The sequence below is a fragment of the Actinomadura sp. 9N215 genome (assembly GCF_044326345.1).
Lineage (GTDB): Bacteria > Actinomycetota > Actinomycetes > Streptosporangiales > Streptosporangiaceae > Spirillospora.
Map to the genome: position 1 here is coordinate 54,515 of NZ_JBIRBA010000039.1, position 17,499 is coordinate 72,013.

A 17,499-nucleotide genomic window follows, 5' to 3' on the forward strand; every position below is an offset into this window, starting at 1 on the left:
GCCATGACCGACGGCTCGGACGAGAAGAGCATCGCGGAGCTCCTGCGCTCCTGGCGGGAACCGGTGCTGAACCGGTGGATCGAGCTGGTGGGCGAGCGTGTCCGCGGCCGGCTCACCGAGGGCGAGATCAGGTCCGAGCTGACCGAGGTGTACGGGCTGGTCGAACGCGCCTTCGGCGACGACGACACCGCCGGGGGCGAGCTGCGGGCGGCGCTGGCGGAGATCTCCCGCGGCCGGGCCAGGCACGGGTTCAGCCCGACCGAGACGGCCATCGGCGTCTTCGCGCTGAAGCAGTCGCTCTACGAGCAGGTCCGCAGGACCCGGGGCCAGCGGGCCTACAGCGAGCTGATCGACTTCTCGTCCTTCGTGGACGAGCTCGGGCTGGCGACGTTCGAGACGTACGCGTCCGCCCGCGAGCAGGTCATCGCGGACCAGGCCGAGCAGCTCCTCGAACTGTCGACGCCCGTGGTGAAGGTGTGGGACGGGGTCCTCGGGGTCCCGCTCGTCGGCACGCTGGACTCGGCCCGCACGCAGGTCGTCATGGAGACCCTGCTGCGGACGCTCGTGGACACCGGCTCCCGGTTCGCGGTGATCGACATCACCGGGGTGCCCGCCGTGGACACCGAGGTCGCGCAGCATCTGATGAAGGCCGTGATGGCGGCCCGGCTGATGGGCACGCAGTGCGTCATCTCGGGGATCCGGCCGCAGATCGCGCAGACGATCGTGACGCTCGGCATCGAGTTCGGCGACATCGTCACCAAGGCGAGCCTGGCCGACGCGCTGGCCTACGTGCTCGAACGCAGCGGCCTGCGCGTGGTCGGCGGCCCGGCCTCCCCCGCGGGGACGCCCCCCGACGCCGCCTGGAACGGCGCCGCTTCTCGTGGGGGGACGACTCCCCACACGGGCCTGGAGGTCTGATGGAACGGGTGCCGATTCTCAAGATCGGGGACGTCCTGCTCGTGTCGATCCAGGTCGACCTCCAGGACCAGACCGTGCTGGCGCTGCAGGAGGACCTCGCGGAGCGGATCGTCGCCACCGGCGCGCACGGCGTGATCATCGACATCACCGCGGTGGACATCGTCGACTCCTTCATCGGCCGCATGTTCGCCACCATCGCCGCCATGTCGCGGCTCATGGACGCCGAGACGGTGGTCGTCGGGATGCGCCCGGCGGTGGCGATCACGCTGGTCGAGCTCGGGCTGTCGCTGGGCGGCGTGCGCACCGCGCTGGACCTGGAGGAGGGCATGCGGCTGCTCGGCGCCGAACCGCCGACCGCGGCGCTGCCGACGGCCGTGCCCGCGACCCCGGGCCGGGACGGCGCCGGCGCCGCCGTGGCGGACGCCCCATGACGACCCCGCCCGGCGGCCCGGCGCCCGGCGACGACACGCCCGGCGCGGAGCCGCCCGGTGACGAGCCGCCGCCCGGGGAGGAGGTGCCCATCGCGTCGAACGACGACGTGGTCCGCGTCCGGCAGCTGGTGCGGGCGGCCGCGGCGGCGGCCGGGCTGTCGCTGGTCGACCAGACCAAGATCGTCACCGCGGCGAGCGAGCTGGCGCGCAACACCTACGCGCACGGCGGTGGCGGCACGATGCGCGTGGAGCAGGCCACCGGCGACCGGGGCCGGCGGGGCGTGCGGATCGTGTTCACCGACGAGGGCCCGGGCATCGCGGACGTGGAGCGGGCGCTCAGCGAGGGCTGGACGAGCGGAGCGGGCCTCGGCCTCGGCCTTTCCGGGGCGCGCCGGCTCAGCGACGAGTTCGGCCTGCGGAGCGAGGTGGGCAGGGGCACCACGGTGACGGTGGCCAAATGGACCCGCTGAACGGCGGCTGGACCACGAGCCCGCTCGCGGGTGAGTCGCTGCGGGTGCGGGTGGAGGAGCGCAGCGCCGCGGCGGGCGTGCGGCGGCGGATCACCGCGCTCGCCGAGCGGCTCGGGTTCGGCGGGGAGCGGCTCGGCCAGGTCCAGCTCGCGGCGACCGAGGCGGCCACGAACCTCGCCGCGCACGCGCTGCAGGGCGAGATGCTGCTGCGCATCGTCCGGGACGGCGGCGGCGCCGCGCTGGAGTTCGTCTGCCTCGACCGCGGGCCCGGCATCGCCGACGTGCCGGTGTCCCGGACGGACGGCTACTCGACCAGCGGCACGCTCGGCCTCGGGCTCGGCTCGATCGAGCGGCTGGCCGACCGCAGCGGCCTGTATTCGCGGCCGCGGATCGGCACCGTGTCGTACGCGCGGTTCCAGCCGCCGGGCTCGTCCGCCTCGGGCATATCGGCCCCGGGCACGGACGCCGGGGCGCCGCCGCCGATCGCGGGGCTCACCGTGCCGATCGACGGCGAGGACGAGTGCGGCGACGCCTACACGGCCCGGCTGGTGGACGGCGCCGTCTACGCGATGCTCTGCGACGGCCTCGGGCACGGCCCGCTGGCCGCGCGGGCGGCGTGGGCCGCGGTCAGGGCCGTGCACGAGGCGCCGTCGCCGTCGCGTCCCGCGGACGTGCTGCGGCGCGTCCACCGGGGGTTGGAGTCCACCCGGGGCGGCGCGGTCGCGGTCGCCGCCGTCGAGCCGGCGGCCGGGCGGGTGCGGTTCGCCGGGATCGGGAACGTGGCGGCGTGGATCGTCGGGCCGGACCGCAGGCACGGCATGGTGTCCGTCCCGGGGATCGTCGGCGCGCACGCGGAGCGGATCCGGGAGCAGGCCTACGACCTGCCGCGGGGCGCGGTGGTGGTGCTCCACTCGGACGGCCTGACCGGCCGCTGGCGGCTCGCCGGCCAGCCGGGGCTGCTCGGCCGCGACGCGCTGCTGATCGCGGCGACCGTGCTGCGCGACGCGGGGCTGCGCCACGACGACCGGTCCGTGCTCGCGGTGACGACCTCCGGCTGGGGGGCGCCCGCATGACCGGGGACGCGGTCGCCGCGCTGCTCACGATCGAGATCACCGACGAGGAGGGCGTCTTCGCCGTCCGGCAGGTGGGCCGGCGGGTCGCCGCCGAGGTCGGCCTGCCCTACCAGGACCAGGTCCGCGTCGCCACCGCGCTCAGCGAGGCCGGGCGGACGCTGTACGCGTGCTCGGACCGGGTGTCGGTGGCGTTCGGCCTCGACCGCGGGCACCGATCGGTTCCGGGGGGTGCGGGGGGTCGTCCCCCTGCAGAAGAGCGCCCCGGCCTGCTGATCGAGCTGGACCTGGTCCCCCGGGACGGCATGGACGGCGCGGCCGAGTGCGAGGCCGCGATCTCGCGGCTGCTGTCCCTGGTCGAGCGGGAGGCCACCGAGGAGGGCGTCCGCGTCCGGCTCCGCAAGGACCTGCCGCCTGGCGCCGAGCCGCTGGGCGACGCGGAGCTGCGCCGCCTGCGCGACCGGCTCGCGCGGCTCAGGCCCGTCCCGGCGCTGGAGGAGCTGCGGACGCAGAACGCCGAGCTGATCGCGGCGCTGGCGGACCTCCAGCGGCAGCAGGAGGAGCTGCGGGCCCTCAACGCCGAGCTGGAGGCGACGAACGAGGGCGTGATGGCCCTCTACAACGAGATCTCCGAGGAGCTGGAGGAGACCAACCGCGGCGTCGTGGCGCTGTACGCGGAGCTGGAGGAGAAGTCCGACCAGCTGCAGGAGGCGGGCGAGGTCAAGAACCGGTTCTGGGCCACGGTCAGCCACGAGCTGCGCACCCCGGTGAACGGCGTCATCGGGCTCGTCCGGCTGCTGCTCGACCCCGCCGCCGATCCCCTCACCGCCGAGCAGCGCCAGCAGATCACCCTGATCGGCGACACCGGCGGCACCATGCTCGCGCTGGTGAACGAGCTGCTGGACATGGCCAAGGCCGAGCGCGGCAGGCTGGAGCCCCTCCGCAATCCGGTGCGCGTCCCGGCGCTGCTGGACGAGTTGTCCGAGCTGATGAGCCCGATGGCGGAGCAGGCCGGGCTGACGCTCACCGTGGACGCGGCCGGCGCGCCGCCCGTCGTCGTCACCGACGCGGAGATGCTCACCCGCATCCTGCGGAACCTGGTGAGCAACGGGCTGAAGTTCACCGCGGAGGGCGGGGTCCGGGTCTCGGCCCGGACGGCGCCCGGGCGCGTCGAGTTCGCCGTGTCCGACACCGGCCCGGGCATCGCGCCCGCCGACCAGCCGCGGCTCTTCGAGGAGTTCTACCGCGTGCCCGGCAGCGAGGCGGGCGGGACGGGCCTCGGCCTGCCCTACGCGCTGCGCCTCGCCCGGGCGCTCGGCGGCGACCTTTTCCTGGACAGCGCCGTCGGCGAGGGCACGACGGTGACGCTGCGGCTGCCGCCGTACGAGAGCCTGACGGCGCTCGGCCTCGGCCACGTGCTGATCGCGGACGACGACGCCGCGACCCGGCGCGTCCTGCGGGGCCTGGTGGAGGAGGCCGCCGGGCGGGTCACCGAGGTCTCCGGCGGCCGCGCCGCCCTGGACGCCGCCGCGGCCGACCCGCCCGACGTCGTCCTGCTCGACCTGCGGATGCCGGGCATGGACGGGTACGACGTCCTCGCCCGGCTGCCGCGCGGGGTGCCGGTGGTGCTGGTCACCTCGTCGGACGTGACCGCCCGGGGACAGGGCGGGCACGCCGACCCGCGGCTGCGGCGCGCCGGCGCGGTGCTCGGCAAGGACCGGATCGCCCCGGAGACGCTCGCCGAGGCGGTGCGCCTGGCACGCGACGCCGCGCGCACCCCGAACGGCAGAGCGGACGAGCCGGGCGACACCGAGGGCGGCGGGGGGCGACGGCCGTGACCACGACGCTGGTGGTCGACGACAACGACACCAAGCGGTACATCATCGGCAGCTGGCTGCGGCGCGCCGGCCACACGGTGGTGGAGGCCGCGTCGGCGGCGGAGACCTGGGTCCGGCTCACCGAGCAGACCGTCGACCTGGTGGTGCTGGACGTCAGGCTCCCGGACATGAGCGGCATCGAGGTCTGCGAGCGGATCAAGGCCGCGCCGGACACCAGGTCGCTGCCGGTCATCCACATCTCGGCGCAGGCCGTGAACGTCGCCGACCGCACCCAGGGCCTGCGCCGCGGCGCCGACGCGTACATGATCGACCCGATCGACCCGGGCGAGTTCCTCGCCACGGTGGAGGCGGTGCTGCGCTACTACCAGGCCCGCCGCCGCGCCGAGCGGATGGCCGCCCGGATGGCCGAGCTGACCCGCACGTCCCTGGCGATCAACGCGGCCGCCTCGTTCGACGACCTGGCGGCGGTCGCCGCCCGCGGCGCCTTCACGATCTTCGGAACGCCGGCCTCGGTGTTCGTCCTGCCGCCGGACGGCCGCGTCCGGCGGACCGTCGAGCTCGGCATCGGGCCGTGGCGCCGCGACTGCCCGCCGGACGCGCCCGCGCGGATGGCCGAGATGGCCAGGCTGGGCGGCGACACCGGCACCGAGGTCACGCTGGTGCCGCTGGCCGAGTGGCTCGAACTGCTGCCGGACAGCGTCGCGGGGAACGACGTCACGCTGGCGGTGTCGCGGTTCAAGTACGGCCGCCCGCCCATCGGCATCGCGCTCGCCGGCAGCGGGGCCAGGTCGGAGGACGACGTCAACCTGCTGCGCCAGCTCGGGCAGGCGGTGGCGCTCGCGATGGAGGCGCTGCGGTCCTACACCGAGGAGCACACGACGTCGCTCACCCTCCAGCACAGCCTGCTCCCGGCGTCGCTGCCGTCCGTGCCTGGCTGGTCGCTGGCCGTCCGGTACGAGCCGGCCAGCGACCAGGCGGAGGTCGGCGGCGACTTCTACGAGGTCCTCGACCGCGGCGACCGGGTGCTGGTCGCCATCGGCGACGTGCAGGGCCATTCGCTGCACGCCGCGACGGTCATGGCGGAGATCCGGCACGCGCTGCGGGCCTTCGCCGCCGAGGGCCACGACTCCGTCACGATCCTGCGGCTGCTGAACGACGTGATGGAGCGCTACCACGACGACCAGACGGCCACCATGTGCCTGATGACGCTCGACCCGCTGAGCGGCGCCGCGCAGGTCGCGTGCGCCGGTCACATCCCGCCGCTGCACATCTCCGGCGGCGGCGCCCGCTACTGCGACGGCGGCGGCGTGCTCCTCGGCTTCCCGCGCGGGGCGCGCGACCTGAGCGGGGTGGCGGTCGAGACGACGGAGGTGCCGCCCGGCGGCGCCGTCGTCCTCGTCACCGACGGGCTGATCGAGGACCGCGGCATCCCGCTGGCCGACAACCTGGAGCGGCTGCGGCTCATCGCCGCCGACGTGGACGACCAGCTCGAACGGTTCGGCGACCGCGTCATCGCCGAGTTCGGCCACCGGGAGGACGACGTCGCGCTGGTCGTCGTCCGCCGCGACGGGCCCTGACGCCGGGACCGTCCGGGCTCGCCTACGATGCGGCGGGAGACCGCGAACGGGACCGCGAACGGGATCGAGGATCGAGGGCGGGATGCGACGGAGCGGAAGGGCGCTGTCCGCGGGCGTCGCCGTGGCCATCAGCGTGGGCATCGTGTGCACGCTGGCCGCGGACGTCGTCCTGGTCGCGTCCGGCCAGCTGGGCGATCGGCCGGCGGCCCGCGCCGACGACCTGGTGTCCGTGGACCGGGGCGCCGCCCCGCAGGCCCCGGTCGTCGCGCCGCTGACCCGCCGCTACACGCCGCACCTGCTGGTCGCCGGGGCGTCGTCGCTGCCGCCGGAGGCGGTCGAGCGCGCGAAGGCCCTCAAGGGCGTCGCGGGGATCACGGTCGTGGACGCGGCCCGGGCCAAGGTCGGCGGGCGCCGCATGGGCCTGCTCGGCGTGGACCCGTCGCGGTTCCGGGCGTTCGCGCCCCGGCCGACCGCCGAGTCCGACCAGCTGTGGCAGACGATCGCGTCCGGCGGCCTGGCGGTCTCGTTCGAGGAGGGCCGCGGCGGGTCGCTGCCGCTGGGCTCGGTCGTCGAGGCGGGCCGCAGCACCGAGCCCGGACGGGTCCGCGTTGGCGCGTACGCGTCGATGGGCATCGGCGACATCGACGCGGTCGTGTCCCGCGCGCAGGCCCGCGCGCTCGGCATGCCGGACGGCAACGCCCTGATCATCAGCGCGCCGAAGGCCGACACCGCGAAGCTGGCTGCGCGGCTGAAGAAGATCCTCCCGCGCGGGACGAAGGTGGCGACGCTGGCGCCGCAGCGGACCCGCCCGCCCGCGAAGGGCGACGACGGCCCGCGGGTCACCGGGCGGCCGGACGGCGTCACGGGCGGCGTGTCCCCGATCACCGGCAACATGATGACGCCCACGATGCGCACCGTGCTGCTGGAGATCGCGGGGATGTTCGGGCCGTTCCCCGCGATCGGGTGCCACCGCTCCACCGGCGACCCGCAGGACCACGCCGTCGGGCGGGCCTGCGACTTCATGGAGAGCACCGGCGGCCGCATGCCGAGCCAGGGCGCGCTGCGGCACGGCGACCAGGTCGCCGCGTACGCCGTCGCCCACGCGCGGCGGCTCGGGATCTCCTACGTGATCTGGCGGCAGCGGATCTGGAACGTGCGCGGCGGCGGCTGGCGCCCCATGGCGGACCGCGGCTCCATCACGCAGAACCACCACGACCACGTGCACATCTCAGTCCTGCGCTGATCTCCGGCCCGCCCGGCGGGCGGTCAGGGGAGGTCCCGCTCGGGGTTCAGGGGAGGTCCTGCTCGCACCAGACGACCTTGCCGTCGGCGGTGCGGCGGACGCCCCAGCGCTGCGCGAGCCGCCCGACGACGTGCAGGCCCCGGCCCGACTCGATCATGTCGCTGTCGTCGTCGCGGTGCCGGATGCGGGGCCGGCCGTCGGCGGAGTCGAAGACCTCGACGACCAGGCCGCCCTCCCGCACCAGCCGCAGCCTGATCCGCCCGCCCGCGTGCCGGATCGCGTTCGTGACCAGCTCGGACGCCAGCAGCATCGTGGAGTGGGCGAGGTCGTCCAGGTCCCAGCGGGCGAGCCGGTCGCGGATGAGGCCGCGCGCCCGGCGGACGGCGGCGGGCTCGGCGGGCAGCTCCCAGGTGGCGTGCCGGTCGTCCGGGATGCGCGCGAGGCGGGCGATGAGCATGGCGATGTCGTCGCGGTGCTGGTCGTCGTAGATGCCGTCGAGGGCGGCCTGGCAGAGGTCGTCCAGGGGGCGGGCGGCGGCGCCGCCCGAGAACGTGGCGCGCAGGCGGGCGAGGCCGTCGTCGATGTCGCGGGCCCGGTTCTCGACCAGGCCGTCGGTGTAGAGGAACAGGAGCGTCCCGTCCTCGACGGTGAACTCGCGGCTCACGATCGGGCCGTCGCCGCCGACGCCGAGCGGCGGCGCGGGCGGCACCGGCAGGTACTCGGGATCGGCGCCGGGCGGGACGAGCAGCGGCGGCAGGTGCCCGGCGCTGGCGACCTCGCAGCGCCCGCTGACCGCGTCGTAGACGACGTAGGCGCAGGTGGCGAAGTGGGGTTCGCGCTCGCCGAGCGTCCGCATCAGCGAGTCGAGGCGCTCCAGGGCCTCGGCGGGCGGCAGTTCGAGCCCGGCGAGCGTGTGGATGGCGGTGCGGAGCCGTCCCATGGTGACGGCGGCCTTCACGCCGTGCCCGGCCACGTCCCCGACGACCAGCGCGACCCGTGCGCCGGGCAGCGCGATCGACTCGTACCAGTCGCCGCCGACCTCGATGAGGCGGCTGCCCGGCAGGTACCGGTGGTGCACCTCGACCGGCGACGGCGCCGACAGCCCGGTCGGCAGCAGGCTGCGCTGGAGCGTCAGCGCGGTGGCGCGTTCCCGCGAGTACTGCCGGGCGCTCTCGATGAAGATGGACGCCCGGTTGGCGAACTCCATCCCGATCTCGACGTCGTAGGCGTCGAACGGGCGGTGCGCGACCGTCCGGGTGCAGACGAAGAACCCGAGGACGCCCGCCGCCGACGCGATCGGCAGCAGCAGCATCGACGCGCCCTTGAGCAGCTCACCGACCGGCGGGCGGCGCCAGGCCGCGGCGATCTCGGCCGCTCCCTCGCCGCCGAGGGAGCGCAGCACGGGCTCCCCCGACGCGATGCACTGCGTGTACGGGGTGCCGGACGGGAAGACGAGGGACTCGCCGGTGGGGAACGTCGCGTCCCATGCAGGGTCGTCGTCGTCGAAGCCGATGGCCATCCGGCGCATCTGCGGGCCGTCGGGGCCGTCCGGCGGCTCGTCGGCGTCCAGGTGGCTCTCCAGCAGGAGCAGGCCGCCGGAATTGCAGAAATGCGGGACGAGCACGTCCATCAGGCCGCGCGCGAGCATTTCCAGGTCGAGCGTGGAGCCGATCCGCGGGAGCGCGTCGTCCAGCAGGGCCCGGCGGATGACGGCGGGGTCGACGAACCGGTCGGCGAGCGGCACCGGCACCTTGATGACGGCGAGCGCGGCGATGTGGGGCACGACGCGGCCGCCCGCTTCACCGTCCCCTTCGCCGTCGTCCCCGTCTGGGGCGGCGCGGTCGGGCGTGCCGCCGTTCATGGGGTGGACGGTCACGACCGCGTCGAGCGTCCCGCCGCCCGGCGTGTCCATGGCGAGCATGGCGGTGCGCTCCCGGCCGGCCTTCAGCGCCTCGATCAGCGGCTTGCGCGCGCCGGCGATCACCTCGTCCAGATGGGCGCCGAGCAGGCTGTTCCCATCGGGGGGCGCCCCGTTCGGGGACAGGACGGCCGCGGCGTTGCGGTCGAACTGGAGTATTCGACCCGACGAATCCATGCCGAGAATAAGAATTCGGGTGGACGACTCCATCGCTCGATTATGGGACATGGCGGGGGTGCGTGCGGCCCATACGGGACGGTAGGTGATCGTGGCGCCGGTGGCGTGCGCCGCGTCAGGGGCGGGGGTGGCGCTCGTCCAGGAACTCCTGCCAGGTCCGGCGCCCGACCGCGTGGCCGGGCGCCAGGTGGTGCCCCTCCCGGAATCCGCGTCCGGCCCGTCCGGGCAGCGGCAGCGGCACGCGGACGGGCCGCCGCAGCCCGCGGGCCTTCAGGTAGGCCCGCGCCATCTCCTCCGCCGTGAGCACCTCCGGGCCGCCCATGTCGTCGACGCGCCGCGCGGGGCCGCCGGCCAGCGCCAGCTCGGCGAGCCGCTCCGCGACCTCCCCGACGTCGATCGGCTGGTCGCGCAGGCCCTTCGGCAGCGCGATGACGCCGGGCACCTTGGTGACGGCGTCCAGGGCCATGTACGGAAGCGTGTGGAACTGCGTGGTCCGCAGGATCGTGTACGGCAGCCCGGACCCCTCGATGAGCCTCTCCACGGCGTACTTGGTCATGTAGTACCGGTAGGGGATCTTGTCGACCCCGACGATCGAGATGTAGATCAGATGCGGCGCGCCCTGCCGGCGGGCCGCGTCGATGAGCAGCCGCGCGGCGGGCAGGTCCCGCTTCATGCGCAGCGGCTCGCTGGCGCAGTGCACGACCGTCTCGGCGCCGGCGAGCGCCGCGTCGAGGCCCTCACCTGTCCGCAGGTCGCCCTTGTGCCAGGTCACGCCGTCCTCCGGCGCCCTGGTGCGGCGGCTCAGCCCGTGCACGTCCGCGCCCGCCTCGGCGAGCAGCCTGGTCAGCGGGCGGCCGAGCGTCCCGCTCGCGCCGGTCACGAGGATCATGGCTCGCTCCCTTCCCTCCCCGGCTCCCTTCCCGCCCAGGCCCGTCCCATCTCCCTCCCGGGCGCCCGGATCGTCCTTTCAAGCGCTCGTCCATTTCAAGCGCTCGTCCTTTCAGGCGCTCGGATCGTCCTTTCTCGGGCGCTCGGACCGCGGTTCAGGGCTTCCCGAAGACCTGCGGCGGCGGGACGGGCGCGACGATCTCCTCGCCGTCGCGCAGCGGCGCGGCCCCGGCGCAGAACGCGGCGAGGTCGCCGCCGTCCAGCAGCCGCGCCCGGACGACGCCGCCCGCCGCGCGGCGCGTCAGCTCCGCCACCGGGAGCGGCTCCCGCGACCCGGCCACGATGAGGTTGCCGAAGCGGCGGCCGCGCAGCACGCCCGGGTCGCCCATCAGCAGCGTGTGCCGGAACACCGACCGGACGGTGGCGGCGACCCGGCGGACGAACGGCAGCCGGAACCCGTCCGCGACGTTGGCCATGTAGACGCCGCCGGGCCGCAGCACCCGCGCCGCGTCCAGCACGAACTCGCGGGTCGCGAGCTCCGGCGGCATCGACGCCTCGGCGAACGCGTCCATCACGACGAGGTCGTCGGCCTCGTCGGCGAGCGCGGCGACGCCGGTGCGGCCGTCGGTGATCCGGATCCGCAGGCCCGGGACGCCCTTCACGGGCAGCTGCTCGCGGACGAGCCCCACGAGCCCCGCGTCCGGCTCCAGCACGACCTGCCGGGACCCGGGACGCGTCGCGGCGATGTAGCGCGGCAGCGTGCAGCCCGCGCCGCCGATGTGGACGGCGTCGAACGCCTGCCCGTCCACGCCGAGGGAGTCGACGACGTCGCCCATCAGCCGCATGTACTCGAAGTCGAGGTAGGTGGGGTCGGACAGGTCCACGTAGGACTGGGGCACGCCGCCGACGAGCAGCATCCAGCCGCCGTCGCGGTCGGCGTCGCGCAGCAGTTCGGCCTCGCCGCCGTCGATGGCGTACAGGTTCGCGCGGGGACCGTGCCTGCCCTTGCGTGCCATGGCCTCCACCCTACGGAAGCCGTTTCCGGGGGCCGCCGAAACGTCAGGTTTGCTCCGTGAGGGCCTCTTCCGCGGCGAAGTGGCAGGCGCTGGGGTGGCCGGAGTCCGCCCGCTCCTCCAGGGCCGGTTCCTCGTGCGCGCACCTGTCCTGCGCCTTCCAGCAGCGCGTCCGGAACCGGCAGCCGGACGGCGGGTCCAGCGGCGACGGCGGCTCCCCCTCCAGCCGGATCCGGTCTGTCGAGCGGAGCTCGTCCGTTGAATGGCGGCGGGCGGGGGCTGGAGGACGGTCCGCCCAGCCGGGCGCGTCCGGGTCCGGGACGGGGACGGCCGACAGCAGCGCCTGCGTGTACGGGTGGGTGGGGTGCTCGTAGATCTGCGTCCCGTCGCCGGTCTCGACGATCTTGCCGAGGTACATGACGGCGACGCGGTCGGAGATGTGCCGGACGGCGGCCAGGTCGTGCGCGATGAACACGTACGCCAGGCCCAGCTCCCGCTGCAGCTCGGCGAGCAGGTTCATCACCTGCGCCTGCACCGACACGTCCAAAGCCGACACCGGCTCGTCGCACACGACGACGTCGGGCCGCAGCGCGAGCGCGCGGGCGATCCCGACGCGCTGCCGCTGCCCGCCGGAGAACTGGTGCGGGTACCGGTTGACGTGGCCGGGGTCGAGCCCGACCAGCTCCAGCAGCTCCTGGACGCGCGCCCGCCGCTCCCCCTTCGGCGCGACCTCCGGGTGGACGGCGAACGGCTCGCCGACGATGTCGCCGACGGTCATGCGGGGGTTCAGGGACGAGTACGGGTCCTGCAGCACCATCTGGACGCGGCGGCGCAGCGCCCGCAGCTCGGGCCTCGGCATCGCGAAGATGTCGCGCCCCTCGAAGCGGACCGTCCCGGCCGTGGGACGCTCGGCGGCGAGCAGCAGCTTGGCGAGGGTCGACTTCCCGCAGCCGGACTCGCCGACGACGCCGAGCGTCTCGCCGCGGCGCAGCTCCAGGTCGACGCCGTCCACGGCCTTGATCCGCCCGACCATCCGCTTGATCACGACGCCGCGGGTCAGCGGGTAGTGCTTGACGAGGCCCTGCACCTGAAGGATCGGCGCCTCGGGATCGGCGGTGTCAGCCCTGGTCGGCTTGTCCGGCACCGTGGACCTCCTCGGCGAAGTGGCAGGCGGCGTCGTGGCCCGGCGCGACGGCGACGAGCGGCGGCCGCTCCGCCGCGCAGACCGCCTCGGCGCGCGGGCAGCGCGGATGGAACGGGCAGCCGGACGGCAGCGCGGCCGGATCCGGCGGCGCCCCCTTGATCGGGACGAGCGCGTCCCCGCGCCGGTCGAGCCGCGGCACCGACGCCAGCAGCCCGCGCGTGTACGGGTGCGCGGGCCGCGCGTACAGGTCGCGGGCGGGCGCCTGCTCGGCGACCGCCCCCGCGTACATGACGACGATCCGGTCCGCGACGCCCGCGACCACGCCGAGATCGTGGGTGATCAGCACCATGCCCATGTTCAGCTCGTCCTGGAGCCCGGCGAGCAGCCGCATGATCTGCGCCTGGACGGTCACGTCGAGCGCGGTGGTCGGCTCGTCGGCGATCAGCACGTCCGGCGCCAGCGCCAGCGCCATCGCGATCATGATGCGCTGGCGCATGCCGCCGGAGAACTGGTGCGGGTAGTCGCCGAGCCGGCGCGCGGCGAGCGGGATCCGCACCCGCTCCATCAGCTCGACCGCCCGGTCCCTGGACGCCTTCCGGCCGAGGCCGCGGTGCACCCGGAACATCTCGCGGAGCTGGTCGCCGACGGTGAACACCGGGTTCAGCGCCGTCAGCGCGTCCTGGAAGATCATCGAGATGCGCTCGGCGCGGTACTCGCGGCGGCGCCGGTCCGGCAGGCCGAGCAGCTCCGTGCCGCGCAGCCGCACCGAGCCGCGGTCGATGCGCGCGGGCGGCATGTCGAGGATGCCCATCACGGCCTGCGCCGCGACGCTCTTGCCCGACCCGGACTCGCCGAGGATCGCGACGGTCTCCCCCTCCGCGAGCGTGTACGACAGGCCGTTCACGGCGCGGACGTCCTGGCCCCGCACGCGGAAACTCACGTGCAGGTCGTCCACCTGGAGGAGCGGCGCGTCCGGGCGCGGCGCCGGGACGAGGTCGCCCTTCTTCGGCTCGGCCGTCATGCGTCCTCCCGTCTCAGCGTCATCCCGTTCAGGGGCGTCATCCATGGGCGTCACCGCAGCTTCGGGTCGAGGGCGTCGCGGACGGCGTCGCCGAGCAGCAGGAAGCTCAGCACCGTCGCCGACAGGAACGCCGCGGGGAAGATCAGCAGGTGCGGGTGGTCGAGGAAGGAGTCCTTCGCCTGGCCGAGCTGCAGCCCCCACGACACCTCCGGGTACTGCAGGCCGACGCCGAGGAAGTCCAGCGTCGCCTCCCCGACGATCACGTGCCCGACGTTGAGGGTGGCGACCACGATCACCGGGGCGATCGCGTTCGGCAGGATGTGCCTGGCCATGATCCGCCGGTCGGACGCGCCGAGCAGCCGCGCCGCCTGCACGTAGTCGGCGTCGCGGACGGAGATGACCTGCCCCCGCATGATGCGGATCATCGTCGTCCAGCCGAGCAGCACCAGCACCAGCGTCATCGCCCACACCCCGTGCCCGGGGAACGCGACGAGGATGACCGTGGCGCCGAGCACGAACGGCAGCCCGAAGAACACGTCGGTGAGCCGCGCGATGAGGGCGTCGACGAGGCCGCCGTAGTAGCCGGCGAGCATCCCGAACAGCACCGCGATCAGCAGCGCGAACAGCGTCACGGCGACGCCGATCAGCAGCGTCGGGCGGGCGCCGTGCACGACGTGCGCGTAGTAGTCGCAGCCCGCGAGGTCGGTGCCGAACCAGTGCCTGCCGGACGGGCCGAGCTTGGCCCGGTTCGGGTCGCAGCCCTCGTTGGCGTCCGTGGCGGTGAACAGCCTCGGCAGCGCGGCCATCACCGCGACCACCGCGAGGACGGCGGCCGAGCCCCAGAAGATCCAGCGCCGCCGCAGGTCGCGCCACGCGTCGTCCCACAGCGACGCCCGGCCGATCTCGCCGCCCGCGGTGGCGACCGCCGCCGCCCCGGCCCCGGCGTCCGCCTCCTTGATCGTCATGCCGCCTCCACTGAACACTTTTCGTCCTCGGCGGGCCCGCACGGGACGCGCCGCGCGGACAGTCCGGACGAAAAATGCTCACTCATACCGGATCCGCGGGTCGAGGACCCCGTACAGCAGGTCCACGACCACGTTGACCAGCAGGAAGATCAGCACCAGCACGGTGACGGCGCCGACCACGACGGGCCCCTCCTTGAGCTGGATCGACTGGAACACCTGCTGCCCGATGCCCGGCAGGTTGAAGATCCCCTCCGTCACGATCGCGCCGCCCATCAGGTTCCCGAAGTCGACGCCGAGATACGTCACCACCGGGATCAGCGAGTTGCGCAGCGCGTGCCGCCCGACGACCCGCGCCCGCGACAGCCCCTTGGCGTGGGCGGTGCGGACGTAGTCGGCCCGCAGGTTCTCCGCCAGGCTCGTCCGCGTCAGCCGCGCCACGTACGACAGGCCCAGCGACCCGAGGACGATGCCGGGCAGCAGGTAGCTCGTCGGCCAGCCGTCGTCCGTCCCCGCGGTCGGGAAGATCTGCCAGTGCAGGCCGAACAGGAGCTGCGCGACGTAGCCGATGACGAACACCGGAACCGCGATCACCAGCGTCGTCCCGCCGAGGACGAGCGTGTCGGCGAGCTTCCCGCGCCGCAGGCCCGCCCACACCCCGAGCACGATCCCCATCAGCAGCTCGAAGACCCAGGCGGTGATCGCGAGCTGCGCGGTCACCGTCCAGCGGCCGCTGAGCATCTCCGACACGCTCTGGCCCGTGTAGTTCTCGCCGAGGTCGCCCTGGACGAGCCCCCACATGTACTTCGCGTACTGCACCAGCAGCGGGTCGTTCAGGTTGTACCTGTCCCGGAGCGTCTGCAGGACGTTCTCCGGGACGGGCTTGTCCCCGGCGAGCGCCTGGATCGGGTCTCCGGGCAGCGCGAACACCATCGCGTAGATCAGCAGCGTGGTGCCGATGAAGACCGGGACCGCCTGCAGGAGCCGCCGGACGGCGTACTGCCACATCGTCGGCTACTTCACCGTCACTTCGTGCGCGACCAGGCCCGTCGAGTACGGGGTGATCGTCACGTCGTCGACGTTCTGGGAGCGTCCGCCCTGGCCCGCCCACGTCCACAGCGGGATCATCGGCATCTCGCGGATGGCGATGTCCTCCGCCCGGTTGTAGAACCCGATCCCCTCCCGCGGGTCGGCCGTCCGGTTCGCCTTGGCGATGAGGTCGTCGAACTCCTTGTTCGTCCAGCCCATGCGGTTGTTGGCGGACGTCCACATGTTCTCCAGGTAGTTCTGGGCGCTCGGATAGTCGGCCTCCCAGTTCTGCCGGTACGGGCCCTTCTCCTTGCGCTCGCGCAGCATGGAGAAGTAGTCGGACGCGGGCACCTGCCGGAACTGGATGTCCTGGATGCCGAGGTTCTCGCGCAGGGAGTTCGCCACGATCCGCATCCACTGCGCGTACGTCGGCTGCGCGTTGGAGAAGTACAGTTCGAGCGTCCCCTTGAACCCGCCTGCCTTGCCGAACAGGTCCCTGGCCTTGGACGGGTTGTAGGTGCACAATTCGCCGCACGCGTTCGGCCGGTGCCCCTCGATGATGGCCGGGAGCAGCGAGTCGGCGGGAATGTAGTCGCCGTTGTAGACGGCCTTGTTGATGCCCTGCCGGTCGATGGACATCGAGATGGCCCGGCGCAGGTCGGCGCTCGCGAACCGCTTGTCCCACAGCGGGAAGCCGAGGTAGTCGATCGTGCCCATCTTGCGGGGCAGGAACCGGTCGCGGAGCAGCCGCTTCGCCTCCGGCACCTTCGCGGACGGGATCGTCTGCAGCACGTCGATCCGCCCCGCCCGCAGGTCGGTGTACGCCGTGTCGGCGCTGGAGTAGCTCTTCCAGGTCACGCCCTTGTTCTGCGGCTTGCGCGGCCCCGTGTAGCCGGCGAACGCGACCAGCTTGATCTGCTTGTTGCGTTCCCAGGTGCCGTCCATCTTGTACGGGCCGTTGCCTATCGGATGATCGTCGAACGCCTTGAGGTCCTTCAGCCCGGCCTTCGGCATCGGCGCGTACGCCGGGTAGGTGAGCAGCTGCGGGAACTGGCTGAACGGGTCGGTCAGCGTGACCTTCAGCGTGCTCTGGTCGGCGACCTCGACGCCGGACAGAGTGTCGGTCTCCGGCTTGGCGTTCTCGTCCTCGGGGTTCAGCTCCTTGTGGCCCTTGATGTACGAGAAGTACTCGTTGGCGGCCATGGCGTTGGGCCCGTACGAGGCGTTGTTCCACGCGTCGGCGAAGCTCTGCGCGGTCAGCGGCTCGCCGTTGTGGAACTTCTGGCCCGGCTTCACCTTGATCGTCCAGACCTTCTGGTCGTCGGACGTCACGGACTCGGCCGCCAGCGGGACGGCCTTGCCGGCCCTGTCGAGCGTCATCAGGTTGTCGAACAGCTCGCTGATCACGTCGAAGGCGTAGCTGCTCGTGGTGTTGGCGGGCACCAGGTGGTCGGGCTCGGAGTGGCCCGCGGTGAACGTGCCGTCGCTCGCCCCCGCGTCGTCGCCGCCGCAGGCGGACAGGCCGAGCGACGCGGCGAGCGCCACCGCGGCGAGCCCCGCGACCCTCAGTCGGACACCCCGGCCGGCACCCCTCTGACTGGTCATGCTCCTCCTCGGCCCTGTCGCTCCCGGCGCGCGGCAGGTGCTCGACCGCCCCGCCGCACCTAGATTGCTGGCAGCGTCGTACTCGCGGTGACCGTTTGGGTACGCCGCTGACCGAGTCGAAACCGGATCGAGACGTTCTTGATCATTCATTGACACTGGTCAGCGGCGAAAGAAAATGAAGCCTTGTTACGAAAG

At 73.6% G+C, this 17,499-nt stretch carries 15 protein-coding genes; 7 read left to right on the plus strand and 8 right to left on the minus strand.

Annotated features, from left to right (window positions below; translation table 11 throughout):
* Positions 1–3: 3 nt before the first annotated feature.
* The 7 genes from ACH34T_RS40605 to ACH34T_RS40635 all read left to right on the plus strand — a co-directional run bounded on the left by ACH34T_RS40605 (position 4) and on the right by ACH34T_RS40635 (position 7,547).
* Positions 4–918, plus strand: a complete 915-nt coding sequence (locus ACH34T_RS40605; protein ID WP_396026341.1) for an STAS domain-containing protein — start codon at positions 4–6, stop codon at positions 916–918.
* Positions 918–1,349, plus strand: coding sequence for an STAS domain-containing protein (locus ACH34T_RS40610; RefSeq protein WP_396026342.1), 432 nt, complete (start codon positions 918–920; stop codon positions 1,347–1,349). The genes ACH34T_RS40605 and ACH34T_RS40610 overlap by 1 nt, the downstream gene beginning before the upstream one ends.
* A complete protein-coding gene (locus ACH34T_RS40615; protein ID WP_396026343.1) occupies positions 1,346–1,819 on the plus strand; it encodes an ATP-binding protein in 474 nt (157 codons plus the stop codon). The genes ACH34T_RS40610 and ACH34T_RS40615 overlap by 4 nt, the downstream gene beginning before the upstream one ends.
* On the plus strand, positions 1,807–2,892 hold the full coding sequence (locus tag ACH34T_RS40620) for an ATP-binding protein (RefSeq protein ID WP_396026344.1): 1,086 nt from the start codon (positions 1,807–1,809) through the stop codon (positions 2,890–2,892). The genes ACH34T_RS40615 and ACH34T_RS40620 overlap by 13 nt, the downstream gene beginning before the upstream one ends.
* A complete protein-coding gene (locus ACH34T_RS40625; protein WP_396026345.1) occupies positions 2,889–4,727 on the plus strand; it encodes a hybrid sensor histidine kinase/response regulator in 1,839 nt (612 codons plus the stop codon). Before ACH34T_RS40620 ends, ACH34T_RS40625 begins: the two co-directional genes overlap by 4 nt.
* Positions 4,724–6,304, plus strand: coding sequence for a SpoIIE family protein phosphatase (locus ACH34T_RS40630; protein WP_396026346.1), 1,581 nt, complete (start codon positions 4,724–4,726; stop codon positions 6,302–6,304). Before ACH34T_RS40625 ends, ACH34T_RS40630 begins: the two co-directional genes overlap by 4 nt.
* A gap of 82 nt (positions 6,305–6,386) precedes the next feature.
* Positions 6,387–7,547, plus strand: a complete 1,161-nt coding sequence (locus tag ACH34T_RS40635) for a hypothetical protein (RefSeq protein WP_396026347.1) — start codon at positions 6,387–6,389, stop codon at positions 7,545–7,547.
* Positions 7,548–7,593: 46 nt separating this feature from the next.
* Here the strand turns inward: ACH34T_RS40635 and ACH34T_RS40640 are convergent, their stop codons facing one another.
* The 8 genes from ACH34T_RS40640 to ACH34T_RS40675 form a co-directional block, all read right to left on the minus strand.
* Entirely contained in the window at positions 7,594–9,675 is a 2,082-nt protein-coding gene (locus ACH34T_RS40640; protein ID WP_396026348.1) for a SpoIIE family protein phosphatase, read from the minus strand.
* A gap of 82 nt (positions 9,676–9,757) precedes the next feature.
* Positions 9,758–10,531 (minus strand): SDR family oxidoreductase, encoded by a 774-nt coding sequence (locus ACH34T_RS40645; protein WP_396026349.1) that lies wholly within the window; start codon positions 10,529–10,531, stop codon positions 9,758–9,760.
* A gap of 154 nt (positions 10,532–10,685) precedes the next feature.
* Positions 10,686–11,546, minus strand: a complete 861-nt coding sequence (locus ACH34T_RS40650; protein WP_396026350.1) for a spermidine synthase — start codon at positions 11,544–11,546, stop codon at positions 10,686–10,688.
* 43 nt (positions 11,547–11,589) lie between these two features.
* Positions 11,590–12,687, minus strand: coding sequence for an ABC transporter ATP-binding protein (locus ACH34T_RS40655; RefSeq protein WP_396026351.1), 1,098 nt, complete (start codon positions 12,685–12,687; stop codon positions 11,590–11,592).
* Complete coding sequence (locus ACH34T_RS40660; protein WP_396026352.1) at positions 12,662–13,708, minus strand: ABC transporter ATP-binding protein; 1,047 nt, start codon at positions 13,706–13,708, stop codon at positions 12,662–12,664. Before ACH34T_RS40660 ends, ACH34T_RS40655 begins: the two co-directional genes overlap by 26 nt.
* A gap of 50 nt (positions 13,709–13,758) precedes the next feature.
* Complete coding sequence (locus tag ACH34T_RS40665; RefSeq protein WP_396026353.1) at positions 13,759–14,673, minus strand: ABC transporter permease; 915 nt, start codon at positions 14,671–14,673, stop codon at positions 13,759–13,761.
* 78 nt (positions 14,674–14,751) lie between these two features.
* A complete protein-coding gene (locus ACH34T_RS40670; protein WP_396026354.1) occupies positions 14,752–15,678 on the minus strand; it encodes an ABC transporter permease in 927 nt (308 codons plus the stop codon).
* Positions 15,679–15,684: 6 nt separating this feature from the next.
* Positions 15,685–17,304: an ABC transporter substrate-binding protein gene (locus ACH34T_RS40675; RefSeq protein WP_396026355.1), complete on the minus strand. Its 1,620-nt coding sequence runs from the start codon at positions 17,302–17,304 to the stop codon at positions 15,685–15,687.
* Positions 17,305–17,499 lie beyond the last annotated feature (195 nt).

What these genes read in the sequence shown, in the direction of transcription:
- ACH34T_RS40650 (WP_396026350.1), bottom strand. Translation starts at nt 11,546, where the DNA reads ATGGCACGCAAGGGCAGGCACGGTCCCCGCGCGAACCTGTACGCCATC.
- ACH34T_RS40625 (WP_396026345.1), top strand. Translation starts at nt 2,889, where the DNA reads ATGACCGGGGACGCGGTCGCCGCGCTGCTCACGATCGAGATCACCGAC.
- ACH34T_RS40660 (WP_396026352.1), bottom strand. Translation starts at nt 13,708, where the DNA reads ATGACGGCCGAGCCGAAGAAGGGCGACCTCGTCCCGGCGCCGCGCCCG.
- ACH34T_RS40665 (WP_396026353.1), bottom strand. Translation starts at nt 14,673, where the DNA reads ATGACGATCAAGGAGGCGGACGCCGGGGCCGGGGCGGCGGCGGTCGCC.
- ACH34T_RS40605 (WP_396026341.1), top strand. Translation starts at nt 4, where the DNA reads ATGACCGACGGCTCGGACGAGAAGAGCATCGCGGAGCTCCTGCGCTCC.
- ACH34T_RS40670 (WP_396026354.1), bottom strand. Translation starts at nt 15,678, where the DNA reads ATGTGGCAGTACGCCGTCCGGCGGCTCCTGCAGGCGGTCCCGGTCTTC.
- ACH34T_RS40615 (WP_396026343.1), top strand. Translation starts at nt 1,346, where the DNA reads ATGACGACCCCGCCCGGCGGCCCGGCGCCCGGCGACGACACGCCCGGC.
- ACH34T_RS40635 (WP_396026347.1), top strand. Translation starts at nt 6,387, where the DNA reads ATGCGACGGAGCGGAAGGGCGCTGTCCGCGGGCGTCGCCGTGGCCATC.
- ACH34T_RS40675 (WP_396026355.1), bottom strand. Translation starts at nt 17,304, where the DNA reads ATGACCAGTCAGAGGGGTGCCGGCCGGGGTGTCCGACTGAGGGTCGCG.
- ACH34T_RS40640 (WP_396026348.1), bottom strand. Translation starts at nt 9,675, where the DNA reads ATGGAGTCGTCCACCCGAATTCTTATTCTCGGCATGGATTCGTCGGGT.
- ACH34T_RS40645 (WP_396026349.1), bottom strand. Translation starts at nt 10,531, where the DNA reads ATGATCCTCGTGACCGGCGCGAGCGGGACGCTCGGCCGCCCGCTGACC.
- ACH34T_RS40620 (WP_396026344.1), top strand. Translation starts at nt 1,807, where the DNA reads ATGGACCCGCTGAACGGCGGCTGGACCACGAGCCCGCTCGCGGGTGAG.
- ACH34T_RS40610 (WP_396026342.1), top strand. Translation starts at nt 918, where the DNA reads ATGGAACGGGTGCCGATTCTCAAGATCGGGGACGTCCTGCTCGTGTCG.